Below are 14,379 nucleotides of genomic sequence, written 5' to 3'. Positions count from 1 at the left end.
AGATGACCGCATCATCTGATCTCGGTGGAGGGGGTGGCGCGCATGGCGCCGGGGCTGACGTGCAGGTTCTGCGGCAAGGGCCAGGCGGAGGTCCGCAAGCTCATCGCGGGCCCCGCGCAGATCTGCATCTGCGACGAGTGCGTCGCCCAGTGCACCGAGCTGCTGCGCGAGGAAGGCGGCGAGACCGCCGCCCCCGAGATCCCGCTGCCGCCGCCGCGCGAGATCCACACCTTCCTCGACCAGTACGTCATCGGCCAGACACCCGCCAAGACGGCCCTGGCGGTGGCCGTCTACAACCACTACAAGCGCATCCGGCTCGCCCCGCACGCCGGCCAGGGCGAGCAGGTGGAGCTGGGCAAGTCCAACATCCTCATGGTCGGGCCCACCGGCTCCGGCAAGACGTACCTGGCCCAGACCCTCGCGCGGGTGCTCGGCGTCCCGTTCGCCATCGCCGACGCCACCACGCTCACCGAGGCCGGCTATGTCGGTGAGGATGTCGAGAACATCCTGCTCAAGCTCATCGCGGCGGCCGGCCACGACGTCGCCAAGGCCGAGACCGGCATCGTCTACATCGACGAGATCGACAAGATAGCCCGCAAGGGTGACAACCCGTCGATCAGCCGCGACGTGTCCGGCGAGGGCGTCCAGCAGGCCCTACTGAAGATCATCGAGGGGACGACGGTGAGCGTCCCGCCCCAGGGCGGCCGCAAGCACCCCCAGCAGGACCACATCCAGATCGACACCACCGGCGTGCTGTTCATCTGCGGGGGCGCCTTCGACGGGCTCGAGCGGATCGTCGAGGCCCGCTCGGGACGCGGCGGCTCGGGCTTCGGCGCCACCCTGCGCCCCCGCGCCGACCCCGGCTCCCCTGCCGGTCTCCAGGGCGACTCCCTGGCTGGGGTCATGCCGTCCGACCTTGTCTCCTACGGGCTCATCCCCGAGCTCGTCGGCCGCCTCCCGGTGATCGCGACGCTGGGGCGGCTGGATCGCGAGGCGCTGGTCCGTGTGCTGACCGAGCCTCGCAACGCCCTGCTCAAGCAGTACCGCAGGCTGCTGGAGATGGACGGGGTGGAGCTGGAGTTCACCGGCGACGCGGTCGAGGCCATCGCCGAGCAGGCGCTGCTGCGCCGCACCGGCGCCCGCGGCGTGCGCGCGATCGTCGAGGAGGTGCTGCTCAACGTCATGTACGAGGTGCCGGGTCGCGACGACGTGGCCCGGGTCGTGGTCACCTGCGACACCGTCCTCGGCAACGTCAACCCGACGCTGGTGCCCCGCGAGCTGCCCGGCCGCGACCAGGGGCCGCGGGAGAGGTCCGCCTGACGCCCCCCGTGACCGGCGCCATGATCATGTGGCCGTCGGCACGACACCGGGGCTGTTCGTGTCGCGTGGTGGATCGGGTGGCCGGCGCACTCGGTGCCCGGCTGATGCGGGCTCGCTCGTCTCACCCACGAGTGCCCTACGCACTCCGAGGTGCCTTACCCACTCCCCGGTACCGGCTTCCTGTAGGGGAGCTACGTACCGATGATGGTGTTGGGCACTGTCAGGCGCCACCGCCTGATGCGACATGAAAGGCACCATGATGAGCACGCTCTCCGCCTCACTTCCCGGCGGCACCTGGACCCTGGGCGACCTGACCGTCACCCGGTTCGGCTACGGCGCCATGCAGCTCGCCGGCCCCGGTGTCATGGGCCCACCCGCCGATCGCGACGGCGCACTCGCCGTCCTGCGCGAGGCCGTCAACCTCGGCATCACCCACATCGACACCGCCGACGCCTACGGGCCACACATCACCAACCAGCTGATCCGCGAAGCGCTGCACCCGTACTCCGACTCGCTGCACATCGTGACCAAGGTCGGCGCGGTACGGGACGAGCAGGGAGGCTGGCCCCCGGCCCGCAAGCCCGAAGACCTGCGCCGGGCCGTGCACCACAACCTGGACAACCTCGGCCTCGAGACGCTGGACGTGGTCAACCTCCGGCTCGGCGACGCCCAGGGCCCCCAGCCGGGTTCGCTCGCCGAGCCGTTCGAGACGCTTGTCGAACTCCAGCGGCAGGGCCTGATCCGGCACCTCGGCGTGAGCAACGCGACAGCGGAGCAGGTCGCCGAGGCACGCTCGATCGCTCCGATCGTGAGCGTGCAGAACATGTACAACCTCGCCCACCGCCAGGACGACGAGCTGATCGACGAGCTCGCCGAGCAGGGCATCGCCTACGTGCCCTTCTTCCCGCTCGGCGGCTTCAGCCCGCTGCAGTCCTCGGCGCTCACGGCCGTGGCCTCCCGGCTGGACGCGACGCCGATGTCGGTCGCGCTGGCCTGGCTGCTGCAGCGGTCGCCGAACATCCTGCTGATCCCCGGCACCTCGTCGGTGGCGCACCTGCGCGAGAACGTCGCAGGCGCGGGACTCCAGCTCTCCGGCGAGGATCTCGCCGAACTGGACAGGATCGGCCGCTCGGTGTGAAGGGTCAGCTGGCCGGTGTGGCCAGATAATCGCCGTGCTCCAGGTCTTCGAGCAGTGTCGGGTGTGCGGGCGACCAGCCGAGCAACTCCTGGGTGTAGGAGCTGGAGACAGGCCCGTCGAAGCCGTAGGCGATGGCCATGAACGGGCTGACGAAGTGCGTGGCGGCCTCGTCGGGTGTCAGCGAGACCGTGGGCAGATCCAGGCCCCGGGCGATCACCTCTGCGATGCTTCTCAAGGTGACGCCGCTTTCGGCCGCTCCGTGCAGCACGGCGCCCGCAGGCGCCTTCTCCACTGCCAGACGGAACAGGACCGCCGCGTCGAGCCGGTGCACCGCGGGCCACCTGTTGGTGCCGTCTCCCACGTAGGCCGAGACGCCCGTCTTTCGCGCGGTGGCGATGAGCATGGGGATGAAACCGTGATCCTCGGGGCCGTGGACGGTGGGAGCCAGGCGCACCACGCTCGCGCGCACTCCCCGGGCGGCGAAGGCCAGGCACGCTCGCTCACCCGCGATGCGGAAGGCGGCGATCCCGGTCCCGTCGGGCTCGTCCTTCTCGGCGGTCTCCCGGCCCGCGGGCATGACCAGGGTGCCCGAGGTGACGACCAGGGGCTTGTCCGAGTGTTCCAGCGGTCGGCCGAGTGCCTCGATCGCGGTCCGGTCGCGCCTCATCATGTCGTCGAGATCAGAGAAATCGCCGCCGTAGGCCATGTGCAGGACCCCGTCGGCGGCTGCGGCGCCGCTGCGCAGACTGTCAAGATCATCCAGAGAGCCTCGGTGTGGCGTGGCCCCCAGTGACTCCAGCCGGGCGGCGGCGGCATCCGAGCGCGCCAGACCGGTGACGGTGTGGCCGGTCGCCACGAGCTCGGCGACGACCGCGGGGCCGGTCTGGCCGGAACCACCAGTGACAAAGACATGCATGGAACACTCTCCCACTTGACGCCAGTGACTGGCACTACGCAGCGCCAGTCGCTGACTGTAGATAGCGCCAGTCACTGGCGTCAAGTAGCGCCACCCACTGACACATGCGGTATCTTCGGAGCGTGCCACGGAGTGGAGCGGAAGCGCGCCGCCGTCTTCAGCAGGCGGCCCTGGAGCTGTACCGGGAACGCGGGTTCGACCAGACCACCACGGCCGAGATCGCTGCTCGGGCCGGCGTCAACGAACGCACGTTCTTCCGGCATTTCCCGGACAAGCGCGAGGTGCTCTTCGACGGCGAATCCGACCTGCGCGCGGCCCTGATGCGGGCGGTGGCCGAAGCGCCCGACGGTCTCCAGCCGCTCGACCTGCTGCTCCGCGCCTTCCGCAAGGTCGAACACATCCTTGAGGACAACCGCCCCTTCGCCGAACCACGACTCCACGTCATCGCGGCGACACCGGCGCTCCGCGAACGGGACCTGGCCAAGGCCTCGTCGCTCACCGACGCCGTAGCGGAGGCGCTGCGGCGGCGCGGTGTCGCCGACCGGCTGGCCGGCCTGGCCGCTCGAACCGGGTGGGCCGCCTTTCACCAAGCGGTCCAAGCCTGGATCGACGACTCCTCGCAGAGCCTGGACGCACACCTCGTCCAAGCCTTCGACGACCTGCGCGCCCTCTGCCTGACCGCACCTTGCCCCTCCATGGGCATGTAACTTTCTCATGGGAAGAAGGCACTTCCGAGTGCGTAGCGCACTCATGGGTGAGAGGAGCGCCGGATGGCGACGATGACGGCGGCCCAGCAGAGGGCACAGGCCAAAGTGGAGTACGACGCCTTCGTGGCGGCCTGCCCCAGTCGCAAGCTGCTCGATCGGATCTCCGACAAATGGGTGACGCTGATCCTCGCCGCGCTCGGCAGCGACAGCGCGCATCAGCCGGGCACCGAGTGCGCCGGCGGGCCCCGGGCGATGCGCTACTCGGAGCTGGCCCGCCTGCTGGCCGGCGTCAGCCAGAAGATGCTCACCCAGACGCTGCGCTCCCTGGAGCGCGACGGCCTGGTGACCCGCACCGTGGTGCCGACCGTGCCCGTCACCGTCTCCTACGAGCTGACCGATCTCGGCCTGTCGCTGCACGAGACGATGCGCGGCCTCAAGGCCTGGGCCGAGGTGCACATGGACGATGTGCTCGCCAATCGCGAGACCTACGACGCCCGCGTCGCCTGAGAAGCGACCACATCACGCCCTTTCGAGGTCATGACACCATGTGCGCCCGGCCGGGCCCGCTCTGCCGGGCGGAGGCCAGGAGCATCCACACCGTCAGATCCCCCTGACCTCGTGCCGGTCCGCCTTGCCCGGCTCGGCGAAGGCGAGCAACGCCAGTGCCTCGGCCCTGGCCTCCTCCGCCTGCCCCGGCGTCAGCGGCGCGAACGGCTCGATCGTGACCACGGGTCCCTCGCGGCGCCACACCCCGCGCACGAAGCCGTCGGCCAGCACGGTTCCCAGCACCTGCCCGTTGACGGTGATGACCGTCTTGCGGTGCTCGTCGGAGATGATCCGGGTGCGGTCGGCGTGGCTGAGCAGCAGGTTGTCGAACGGCGCGACCAGCCGCACCGGCGCGGGCACGTCCGGTCCGGGGCGCGGCGCGTCGGGCAGGTCGAACAGCTCCCGGCCCCGCTCGTCCTCGAAGACGACCAGCCCGGGACGCAGCCTTTCGACGATCTCCCGCAGCCCGGTCAGGCCGGACCAGGCCTGCGCGTCGGCGACCGTGGCCGGCCCGAACGCGGCCAGGTAACGCAGCACCAGCCGCTCCAATGACGGCTCGGGATGCGGCGGGCGGCCCAGCCACTCCTCCATCGGCGCGTACGCGGTGCGCCCGGCCTTGCCCCACACGGCGCGCGGCGGCACCTGCACGAGCGGCAGCAGGCACCGCGCGGCCAGCGCGAGGTCGCCCGGTGCGGCCCCGGGGAAGCGCTCGGCCAGGTGCGCGCCCAGCTCGGCGGCCGTCAGCGCGCGTTCCCGCAGGGCCTCGCGCCCGGCCTTGGCGAGCTGGTCGCGGTCGACGTCCCCCAGGGTGCGGCTGTAGGCGGTGGCCAGGTAGCGGTCGAGCAGCGGCTGCGTGAGCGGGCGCAGGGTCAGGGCGTCGTCGGCGGTGACGAGGTGGACGGTGCCGCGCATGAGCACGATGCGCACCGCCTCACGCTCCACCAGCGGCCGGGCCAGGGCGTCGGGCGTGAAGCCGTCCAGGCGCGACCACAGGCCGAAGTACGGCGGGAACGGGGCCTGGGCCTGCATGCCGACGAGGTGCTCCACGGCCTGGAGCGCGGGCATGGCATGGCGCCGCAGCAGGAGCTGGCGGGCCAGGGTCGCCCGGTTGAGCGCGCGCGTGGTGATCACGGCCTTCACCCTAGGGCCACACGGTCGCAGCCGTGCCTTCCGGAAGGCGTTCACTTCTGGTTCACGTGTCATTCATCTGGGGTTCGTTTAGGGGTCATGCCGGTGGTCCGGCGAGGCCGCGCCCGCATACCGTCCAGACCGTCACGTAGGTGAGCTTTCTACGTGTTGGCAATGGTGCTCGGCAAGGAGACCCACGTGTTCAAACGTCTGGCCCTCGTTCCCCTTCTCTTACTCGCGCTCCTGGCCATGGGCACCGCCCCCGCGCAGGCACTGCACCGCCAGCCCCTGCGCATCCTGTTGACCAACGACGACGGCTACTCCTCGACCTACCTCCACCAGCTCCGCCAGGCCCTGGTGGCCGCCGGCCACGAGGTCACCGTCGTCGCCCCGGCCGCCGACGCCAGCGCCTCCGGCACCCAGATCAACGCCAAGTTCGGCAGCACGATCGAGGCCGCCAAGCAGGACGACGGCTGGGCCGTCGGCGGCAGCCCCAGCGACGCGGTCTCCTTCGGCACCCGCGTCCCCTTCGCGGGCGACCCGCCCGACCTGGTCGTCTCCGGCCCGAACCCCGGCGAGAACGTCGCCGCGGCCGCCACCTACTCCGGCACGGTCGGTGCCGCCATCACCGCCATCACCGCCGGCGTGCCCGCCGTCGCCGTCAGCATCGCCCGCGACGGCAGCGCCGTGCCCAGCGCCGCCCAGGCGATCCAGTTCACCGTGCGGCTGGTCGATCGGCTGGCGGCCACCGCCGGCAACGGCCCCGTCCTGCCCGCCCGCACCGCGCTGAACGTCAACTACCCCGTCACCCCCAACGGCACGGTCAGCGTCGCCCACCTGGGCAGCTCCCTGCCGTACTCCGCCGGCTACACGCCCGCCCCGGAGGCGTGCGCCCTGTGCTACCGCATCGTCCCGATCGCCGACCCCGGGCCCGACCCGGTGCAGGACGCCGACCGCACGCTGCTGGCGGCCGGCAACGTCACCATCACCCCGCTGGACGGCAGCTGGGAGGCCGCCTCGGCCACCTCCTCGGCCATCCGCCTGCGCCTGCGCTCCCTGACCCCCTGAACACCCGGCCCGTCCGCCCGGCCCGCGCCGCCGCGCGGGCGGGGCGGTCAGCGGCCACCCGTGAACGGCGCCTCGCCCTCCTTCAGCGGGCGGAAGCGCAGCGCCGACCAGCGCTCGTCCACGGCCACCTGCCCGTTGGGGCGCAGCCCGTACTCGCCGACGATCGGCCACAGGGTGTCGCGGTTGACGTCGGAGCGGTTGCCCTTCGGGTAGGCCACCCACAGCACGGACGGTATGGCCAGCGCGTCGCGGTGCTCATCCAGCAGGCCCCGGGCCGAGGCGGCGTCGGCGGCGAAGACCACCGCGACGTCCGCCTCGCCGAGCGCCCCGGCGTGGCGTGCGCCCTCCGGCAGCGGCTCGATCAGGGCTCGGTGGGCGGGGTCGGAGACCCAGACGGAGGTCCGCGGCTTGACCAGGAGCTTGGCGGCGACGGTCTTGACGGCGGTGGTCGTCGGCATGGTCAGGCCCTGCCGTAGGTGGCGTAGATGACGCCCGTCTCCAGCGTGCGGGAGTCCAGCAGCCGCAGCGGGACCTGCTCGCCGTCGGCGAACAGCTTGATGCCGCCGCCCACCACGATCGGGTGGATGAGCAGGCGCAGCTCGTCCAGCAGCCCGTCGCGCAGCAGTGAGCGCACCAGCGTGGCGCTGCCGGTGATCCCGATGTCCTTGCCCGGCTGGTTCTTCAGCTCCTTCAGCTGGGCCGCGACGTCGCCGCTGATGATCGTGGAGTTCTCCCAGGAGGCCGTCTCCAGGGTGGAGGTGACCACGTACTTGGGGGTGCCGTTCATGTGCTCGGCCATGTCGGCGGCCTCCGGCTCGGGGTTCGGCCAGTAGGCGGCGAACCCCTCGTAGGTGCGGCGGCCGAGCAGCATGGCGTCGGCCGCCTGCATCTGCTCGCCGACGATCTGCCCCATCTCATCGTTGAAGTACGGGAAGTGCCACTTCTCCGGCGACTCCACCACACCGTCCAGCGAGATGAACAGGCCCGCGACGATCTTTCGCATCTTCGTCTCCGCTCTTGAAGGTCTCTTTCGAGGTGCCCCAACCGTCTCACCGACAAATAAATTTGTCAAGAGCATCATGGTTGTCGGAGGACCCGGCACGCGACGGCCGTGCCTCAGGACTCCAGGAAGCGCAGCACGGCCAGCACCCGCCGGCTGTAGCCGGCGGCGTGCGACAGCCGCAGCTTGTCGAACAGCGCGTTGACGTGCTTCTCCACCGCGCTCTGCGAGACGTGCAACTGCTGGGCGATCGAGGCGTTGGTCAGTCCCTGCGCCATGCGCTCCAGCACCTCGCGCTCGCGCGGGGTCAGCCTCGCCAGGGGATCCACCTGCGACGTGCGGGCCAGGAGCTGGCGCACCACCTCGGGGTCGAACGCCGCTCCCCCGGCCGCCACCCGCTCCAGCGCGTCCAGGAAGTCGGCCACCTGCGCCACCCGGTCCTTCAGCAGGTAGCCGACGCCCTCCACGTCGCCGCTCATCAGCTCGGCGGCGTACTTCTTCTCGACGTACTGCGACAGCACCAGCAGCCGCACGCGCGGCCGGCTCCGCCGGATCTCCAGCGCCGCGCGCAGTCCCTCGTCGGTGTGGGTGGGCGGCATCCGCACATCCACCACCACGACGTCCGGGTCGTGCTCGGCCACAGCCTCCACCAGCGCCACGCCGTCGCCCACGGCGGCCAGAACCTCGTGGCCCTCCTCCACCAGCAGCCGGACGAGACCCTCGCGCAGCAGGGTCGAGTCCTCGGCCAGGATCACCCGCACGGCAGCTCCACCACGATCGTCGTCGGACCGCCCGGCGGGCTGGTCACCTCGAAGGTCCCGTCCAGCGCCGCCACCCGGCGCGCCAGCCCCGACAGGCCGCTGCCCGCCGGGTCCGCGCCGCCCGTGCCGTCGTCCCCCACCCGCACGAGGAGACTTGGGCCGCGCCGGTGGACGTGCACGGTGATGAGCGCGGCGCCGGAGTGCTTGGCGGCGTTGGTGACGGCCTCGCACACCACGAAGTACGCGGCCGTCTCGACCGCCATCGGCGGCCGTTCGGCGAGGTCGCAGGCCACCTTGACGGGCACGCCCGAGCGCTCGGCCACCCCGGCCAGCGCCTCGCCCAGTCCCAGGGAGTCCAGCCCGCTCGGGTACACCCGCCAGGCCACCTCCCGCAGCTCGGCCAGGGCCCGCTGCGCCTCCTCGTGCGCCTGGTCCAGCAGCTCCGGGCGGCTGCGCCGGGAGCGGCCGATCAGCATCGACAGGGCCACCAGGCGCTGCTGGAGCCCGTCGTGCAGGTCACGCTCGATGCGGCGCCGCTCGGAGTCGACCGCCGCCACGACCCCGGCCCGGCTCTCCGACAGCTCGGCGATCCTGCGCTCCAGCGCCTCGGTCCGGCCGGGCGTCAGCACCGCACGGGCCAGCCGCCGCTCCACCGCGTACACGCCGATCAGGCCGGAGACGTCGATGAACAGCAGCACGATCCCGGCCAGCACGCCGTAGAGCAGGAGCGGCGGCGTGGGCTCCATGCCGTCGAAGCGCTCACCGGCCAGCCACGCCCACGCCGCCATGAGCCCCGTGCGGGCCCCGTACACGAACAGCGTCACCACCAGCCCGCCCAGCACGCCGACCGGCACGCGCAGCGTCAGGAACCGCAGCGCCCGCCCGCCGGCCTGCCCGCTTCCAGATCCTCCGCCCGTCGGCGTGGTCAGGCCGAGCGCGGCCGGGTCGAGACCGGCCCGGCGCACCTCCAGCGCGGCCAGGCGCACGGCCGCGCCCGAGACGTTCGGATTGCCGAGGAACGGCAGCGCCAGCAGCAGGAACACCGCCTCCAGCGGCGCGGTCACCGCCCCCAGCACCACCGCCCCCACGACCCGAGCCCCCTCAGCGACGGGACGCATGCCGTCCCTTGCGCCGCTCGGCGAGCCGGACGCCGACGAAGACCAGCACCGCGAGCACGACCAGGGCGATCACCACGTTCGAGCCGATGCCGACGTAGGTCTCCACCAGCTCCCACTGCTCGCCCAGCAGGTAGCCGGCCATCACGAAGATGGTGTTCCAGATGAGGCTGCCGCTGGTCGTCAGGGCCAGGAAGGTCATGACCGGCATCCGCTCGACGCCCGCCGGGATCGAGATGAGGCTGCGGAACAGCGGCACCATCCGGCCGAAGAACACCGTCTTGCGGCCGTGCCTGAGGAACCACGCCTCGGTCTTCTCGATGTCGGCGGGCTTGACCAGCGGGATCCGGGCCGCGATCGCCAGCACCCGCTCCCTGCCCAGCAGCGCCCCCACCCAGTACAGCGCCAGCGCGCCCACCACCGAGCCCAGCGTCGTCCACACCAAGGCGTCGAGCAGATCCATCTCGCCCCGGCTCGCCGTGAACCCCGCCAGCGGGAGGATCACCTCGCTCGGCAGCGGCGGGAACAGGTTCTCCAGCGCGATCGCGATGCCCGCCCCGGGAGCGCCGAGGGTTTCCATGAGTCCAACCAGCCAGTCCGTCATGCGTTCCAGGCTAGGGGTGATCGCACATGCTGGTAATGCGGTGAACGCCCGATCTGGGGTGTGGTAAACCACAACCCAACGTACCGTACACTGTACGGCCGTGAGCTCATCAACGGATCTGGTACGGCGGGCGGTCCTCTTCGAGCCGGGCGATCCGCCCAGGTCCGGCCGGATGGTCTTCCTCGACCCCGGCACGCCGGACAGCGGGGACACCACCAGCCTGCCGGTGAGCGAGGCCGTCGCGACGCTGGCCCGCGCCCGCCACGACGAGGACGCCCACCCCGCCGCCCGCTTCTGGGGCGCCGCCGCCCTCGTCGCCCTCCAGCTCGTCACCCGCGGCCGCATCCTGCCGGACGTGACGGACGGCGACCACGACGCCTGGCGGGCCGGCCCGTTCGACGCCGCCGACCTGCGCCGGGTACGTGAGCTGGCCGCCACCATGCCTCCAGGGACATCCCCGCCCGACGCCGAGCGGCACGTGCGGGCCTTCCTCGACGCGGTCGCCGACGCGATGCCGCGCTCCCCCGGCGCCGTGCGCGCCACCGGCACGTCCGCGTACGCCGCCGTCAAGCCGGTCAAGGTGCCGCGGCTGCGCGCGTGGGCCGGTGAGGTGTCGGCCACCCTCGACTCCGGCGTACGCGTGTCGCTGCGCCTGGAGGCCGGCGATCTGGTCGTGGAGGAGTTCCGCGCCGTCGTCCAGGTCCACGCGCAGGCCGACCCGTCACTCGTGGTCGACGCCGGCGACCTGTGGCGCGGCCACGACCCGGGGCTCGGCGCGCGGGCCCGCATCGACGTCACCGTGGCCCTGCGCCGCGCCTCCCGCGCCTGGCCGGCGCTGGCCCGGCTGCTCGACAGCGCCGTACCCGACGAGCTGGTCCTGTCCGACGGCGAGGTGGAGGAGTTGCTGGCCGGCGCCGCCGAGCGGCTGGCCGCCGCGGGCGTGGAGGTGCACTGGCCCCGCCATCTGGTGCGCGGCCTGACCGCCCGCGCCGTCGTCGGCGATCACGACAAGCCCTCCGACCTGCCCTCCTTCTTCAGCGGGCAGCACCTGACCGGGTTCGACTGGCGGCTCGCCCTGGGCGGCGAGCGGCTGAGCGCCGCCGAGATGGACACCCTCGCCGAGGCCCACCGCCCTGTCGTACGGCTGCGCGACCAGTGGGTGCTCGTCGACCCCGACGTGGCGCGCAAGGCACGCCAGCGCGACCTCAAGCCCCTGACCGGGCTGGAGGCGCTCGGCGCCGCGCTGACCGGCGCCGTCGAGATCGACGGCGAGCAGGTGGAGATCGAGGCGAGCGCGTGGCTCGCCGAGCTGCGCGCCCGGCTGGCCGAGCCGCTCGACGTCGCCGCCCCCGACGGGCTGGCCGCCACGCTGCGCGACTACCAGCTCCACGGGTTTCGCTGGCTGGCCCGCATGACCTCCCTCGGGCTCGGTGGCTGCCTGGCCGACGACATGGGCCTCGGCAAGACCATCACCCTCATCGCCCTGCACCTGCACCGCGCGGCCCAGGGCGACGGCCCCACCCTGGTGGTCTGCCCCGCCTCGCTGCTCGGCAACTGGGAGCGCGAGATCACCCGCTTCGCCCCCGGCGTCCCCGTGCGCCGCTACCACGGCGCCGCTCGCGACCTGCCCGAGAAGGGCTTCGCTCTCACCACGTACGGCACCATGCGCCTGGACGCCGACCGCCTGGCCACCCACCCGTGGGGACTGCTGGTGGCCGACGAAGCCCAGCACGTCAAGAACCCGGCCTCCGGCACCGCCAAGGCCCTGCGCGAGATCCCCGCCGCCGCCCGCGTCGCGCTCACCGGCACCCCCGTCGAGAACAACCTGTCGGAGCTGTGGGCCATCCTCGACTGGACCACGCCGGGCCTGCTGGGCCCGCTGGCCCGGTTCCGGGCGCGCTGGGCCAGGCCCGCCGAGTCCGGCGACGCCGAGGCCGCCGGCCGGCTGTCGCGGCTGGTCGGCCCGTTCCTGCTGCGCCGCCGCAAGAGCGACCCCGGCATCGCGCCCGAGCTGCCGGCCAAGACCGAGACCGACCGCCCGGTCGCGCTGACCACCGAGCAGGCCGCCCTGTACGAGGCGGCCGTGCGCGAGATCATGGCCCAGATCGGCCAGGCCCACGGCATGGCCCGGCGCGGCCTCATCGTCAAGCTGCTCACCGGGCTCAAGCAGATCTGCAACCACCCCGCCCAGTACCTCCACGAGGCCGCGCCCCGCCTGCCCGGCCGCTCCGGCAAGCTGGAGCTGCTGGACGAGCTGGTCGACACCATCCTCGCCGAGGACGGCGCCGTCCTCGTGTTCACCCAGTACGTCGCCATGGCCCGGCTGCTGGAGCGGCATCTGACCGGCCGGGGCGTCACCACCCAGCTCCTGCACGGCGGCACCCCCGTCGCCCGGCGCGAGGAGATGGTCCAGCGCTTCCAGGACGGCCACGTACCCGTCTTCCTGCTGTCGCTCAAGGCCGCCGGCACCGGCCTGAACCTCACCCGTGCCGACCACGTCATCCACTACGACCGCTGGTGGAACCCGGCCGTGGAGGACCAGGCCACCGACCGCGCGCACCGCATCGGCCAGACCCGGCCCGTCCAGGTCCACCGGCTCATCGCCGAGGGCACCATCGAGGACCGCATCGCCCAGATGCTCGCCGCCAAACGATCCCTGGCCGAGGCCGTGCTGGCCTCCGGCGAGGCCGCCTTCACCGAACTGACCGACGCCGAACTCGCCGCGCTGGTGGAGCTGAGATGAACGCCGTCAGAGGATTTCCCGCCTTCCCCCTCCAGCGGGCCGGCGCCCGCTTCGCCACCACCTGGTGGGGCCGCTCCTGGATCAAGGCCCTGGAGGACACCTCCCTGGACCAGACGCTGCTGCGCAAGGGCCGCGCCTACGCCAAGACCGGCCAGGTCGGGCCCATCACGGTCAGCCCAGGCCGGCTGGCGGCGCTCACCGAGGGCGAGTACGACACCGTCGTGCGCGTCGAACGGCTCACCGCCGCGCAGTGGGACCGCTTCCTCGACCAGGTCACCGCCAAGGCCGGCCACATCGCCGCCCTGCTCGACGGCGACATGCCGCACGAGCTGGTGGAGGCGGCCGAGGACGCGGCCGTGCCGCTGCTGCCGGCCGTGGGCGACCTCGAACCCGAGTGCTCGTGCCCCGACTGGGGACACCCGTGCCCGCACGCGGCGGCGCTGTGCTACCAGGCGTCCTGGCTGCTGGACGGCGACCCGTTCGTGCTGCTGCTCCTGCGGGGACGCGGCCGGGAGGACCTGATGCGTGCGCTCCAGCACCACACCCGGCCGGCGGGAAGGCCGCCGGCCACCCCGCCGGACGACGGCCACACCCTCCACGCCCCCCAGACCCCCGAGACAGCCGAGACCGCCGAGCCTTCCGAGGTCGCCGGCAGGGACGGCCGGGGGTGGGGAGACGTGCACGGTGACGGGGCGGTCGGACATGGGCCGGAGGGCGGTGTGTCCACGGCGCAGGGGTTCGCGGAGGGGTTCGCGGCCGGAGTGGCGCCGCTGCCCGAGCCGCCGTCCCTCGACGTGACCTTCACGCCGCTCGGGCTGGAGCCAGCCCCGGGCGTGGACGTGGCCGCGCTGGAGGTGCTGGCCGCCTCGGCCGCCTCCCGGGCGCGGGACGTGCTCACCGCCGCGGCGCTCGGCGCGGAGCCGCCCGTGCTGAGCGAGTACCAGGACCGGGTACGGCTCGCCGCCGAGCACCACCTCGACCTCGGGCTGGACGCCCCGGTGGCGGCCTGGCGGCACGCCGGGGCCGACGGGCTCGACGCGCTGGAGTCGGCCTGGACGCCGCCCCGCCACGAGCTGGCCAGAGCGTGGGCCCTCCTGGAGGCCGCCTGGGAGGGCGAGGAGCCGCCCCGCGCGGAGCTGTCCCGCAACCGGTGGACCATCGGCGGCGACCGGCAGCTCCGCTACGGCCGCGACGGCCGCTGGTACCCGTTCACCCGCCGGGACGGACAGTGGTGGCCGTCAGGCCCGCCCGAGCGCGACCCCGCGGCCCTGCTGACCTGACCCGTCACCGACGCAAGACGCCGACGGACCACGGGCCGGCGGCGTCGCGCGCC

14 protein-coding genes are annotated in these 14,379 nt (G+C 72.7%); 7 read left to right on the top strand and 7 right to left on the bottom strand.

What is annotated here, in order from left to right:
* The first annotated feature begins 33 nt into the window (after window positions 1–33).
* A complete protein-coding gene (gene clpX, locus ABZS51_RS15205) occupies window positions 34–1,320 on the top strand; it encodes an ATP-dependent Clp protease ATP-binding subunit ClpX (RefSeq protein ID WP_355440625.1) in 1,287 nt (428 codons plus the stop codon).
* Between the two features lie 259 nt (window positions 1,321–1,579).
* Window positions 1,580–2,458 carry an aldo/keto reductase family oxidoreductase gene (locus ABZS51_RS15200; protein ID WP_355440622.1) on the top strand — a complete coding sequence of 293 codons (879 nt, stop codon included), beginning with the start codon at window positions 1,580–1,582 and terminating at the stop codon, window positions 2,456–2,458.
* Window positions 2,459–2,462: 4 nt separating this feature from the next.
* Here the strand turns inward: ABZS51_RS15200 and ABZS51_RS15195 are convergent, their stop codons facing one another.
* A complete protein-coding gene (locus ABZS51_RS15195; protein ID WP_355440619.1) occupies window positions 2,463–3,449 on the bottom strand; it encodes an SDR family oxidoreductase in 987 nt (328 codons plus the stop codon).
* Between the two features lie 47 nt (window positions 3,450–3,496).
* Here ABZS51_RS15195 and ABZS51_RS15190 point away from each other — a divergent pair, with 47 nt between their 5' ends.
* Both ABZS51_RS15190 and ABZS51_RS15185 read left to right on the top strand, forming a co-directional pair.
* Complete coding sequence (locus tag ABZS51_RS15190) at window positions 3,497–4,081, top strand: TetR family transcriptional regulator (protein ID WP_355440530.1); 585 nt, start codon at window positions 3,497–3,499, stop codon at window positions 4,079–4,081.
* A 63-nt stretch (window positions 4,082–4,144) separates the two neighbouring features.
* Entirely contained in the window at window positions 4,145–4,588 is a 444-nt protein-coding gene (locus ABZS51_RS15185) for a helix-turn-helix domain-containing protein (RefSeq protein ID WP_355440527.1), read from the top strand.
* A 93-nt stretch (window positions 4,589–4,681) separates the two neighbouring features.
* Here the strand turns inward: ABZS51_RS15185 and ABZS51_RS15180 are convergent, their stop codons facing one another.
* Window positions 4,682–5,758 carry a winged helix DNA-binding domain-containing protein gene (locus ABZS51_RS15180; RefSeq protein ID WP_355440524.1) on the bottom strand — a complete coding sequence of 359 codons (1,077 nt, stop codon included), beginning with the start codon at window positions 5,756–5,758 and terminating at the stop codon, window positions 4,682–4,684.
* A gap of 195 nt (window positions 5,759–5,953) precedes the next feature.
* Between ABZS51_RS15180 and ABZS51_RS15175 the strand changes: the two genes are divergently transcribed.
* Entirely contained in the window at window positions 5,954–6,823 is an 870-nt protein-coding gene (locus tag ABZS51_RS15175; RefSeq protein ID WP_310711452.1) for a 5'/3'-nucleotidase SurE, read from the top strand.
* A gap of 47 nt (window positions 6,824–6,870) precedes the next feature.
* On the opposite strand, the gene ABZS51_RS15170 is transcribed toward ABZS51_RS15175, so the two are convergent.
* The 5 genes from ABZS51_RS15170 to ABZS51_RS15150 form a co-directional block, all read right to left on the bottom strand.
* Window positions 6,871–7,281: a hypothetical protein gene (locus ABZS51_RS15170; protein WP_355440521.1), complete on the bottom strand. Its 411-nt coding sequence runs from the start codon at window positions 7,279–7,281 to the stop codon at window positions 6,871–6,873.
* Between the two features lie 2 nt (window positions 7,282–7,283).
* Window positions 7,284–7,826, bottom strand: a complete 543-nt coding sequence (locus tag ABZS51_RS15165; RefSeq protein WP_355440518.1) for a dihydrofolate reductase family protein — start codon at window positions 7,824–7,826, stop codon at window positions 7,284–7,286.
* 113 nt (window positions 7,827–7,939) lie between these two features.
* Window positions 7,940–8,584, bottom strand: coding sequence for a response regulator transcription factor (locus tag ABZS51_RS15160; RefSeq protein ID WP_355440515.1), 645 nt, complete (start codon window positions 8,582–8,584; stop codon window positions 7,940–7,942).
* Window positions 8,575–9,702, bottom strand: coding sequence for a histidine kinase (locus ABZS51_RS15155; RefSeq protein WP_355440512.1), 1,128 nt, complete (start codon window positions 9,700–9,702; stop codon window positions 8,575–8,577). Before ABZS51_RS15155 ends, ABZS51_RS15160 begins: the two co-directional genes overlap by 10 nt.
* Window positions 9,686–10,303 (bottom strand): DedA family protein, encoded by a 618-nt coding sequence (locus ABZS51_RS15150; RefSeq protein ID WP_310711446.1) that lies wholly within the window; start codon window positions 10,301–10,303, stop codon window positions 9,686–9,688. Before ABZS51_RS15150 ends, ABZS51_RS15155 begins: the two co-directional genes overlap by 17 nt.
* A 100-nt stretch (window positions 10,304–10,403) precedes the next feature.
* Between ABZS51_RS15150 and ABZS51_RS15145 the strand changes: the two genes are divergently transcribed.
* Together ABZS51_RS15145 and ABZS51_RS15140 are read left to right on the top strand one after the other, a co-directional pair.
* Window positions 10,404–13,046: a DEAD/DEAH box helicase gene (locus tag ABZS51_RS15145; RefSeq protein WP_355440509.1), complete on the top strand. Its 2,643-nt coding sequence runs from the start codon at window positions 10,404–10,406 to the stop codon at window positions 13,044–13,046.
* The gene (locus ABZS51_RS15140) at window positions 13,043–14,326 is read left to right on the top strand and encodes an SWIM zinc finger family protein (RefSeq protein ID WP_355440506.1); all 1,284 of its coding nucleotides are present in this window, start codon (window positions 13,043–13,045) and stop codon (window positions 14,324–14,326) included. Before ABZS51_RS15145 ends, ABZS51_RS15140 begins: the two co-directional genes overlap by 4 nt.
* Window positions 14,327–14,379: the final 53 nt, after the last annotated feature.

It is taken from the genome of Nonomuraea sp. NPDC005501 (genome assembly GCF_040605905.1).
Taxonomy (GTDB): domain Bacteria; phylum Actinomycetota; class Actinomycetes; order Streptosporangiales; family Streptosporangiaceae; genus Nonomuraea.
This window is presented reverse-complemented; position numbering and strand designations above follow the sequence as displayed.

What these genes read in the sequence shown, in the direction of transcription:
- ABZS51_RS15185 (WP_355440527.1), top strand. Translation starts at nt 4,145, where the DNA reads ATGGCGACGATGACGGCGGCCCAGCAGAGGGCACAGGCCAAAGTGGAG.
- ABZS51_RS15200 (WP_355440622.1), top strand. Translation starts at nt 1,580, where the DNA reads ATGAGCACGCTCTCCGCCTCACTTCCCGGCGGCACCTGGACCCTGGGC.
- ABZS51_RS15150 (WP_310711446.1), bottom strand. Translation starts at nt 10,303, where the DNA reads ATGACGGACTGGCTGGTTGGACTCATGGAAACCCTCGGCGCTCCCGGG.
- ABZS51_RS15165 (WP_355440518.1), bottom strand. Translation starts at nt 7,826, where the DNA reads ATGCGAAAGATCGTCGCGGGCCTGTTCATCTCGCTGGACGGTGTGGTG.
- ABZS51_RS15155 (WP_355440512.1), bottom strand. Translation starts at nt 9,702, where the DNA reads ATGCGTCCCGTCGCTGAGGGGGCTCGGGTCGTGGGGGCGGTGGTGCTG.
- ABZS51_RS15140 (WP_355440506.1), top strand. Translation starts at nt 13,043, where the DNA reads ATGAACGCCGTCAGAGGATTTCCCGCCTTCCCCCTCCAGCGGGCCGGC.
- ABZS51_RS15170 (WP_355440521.1), bottom strand. Translation starts at nt 7,281, where the DNA reads ATGCCGACGACCACCGCCGTCAAGACCGTCGCCGCCAAGCTCCTGGTC.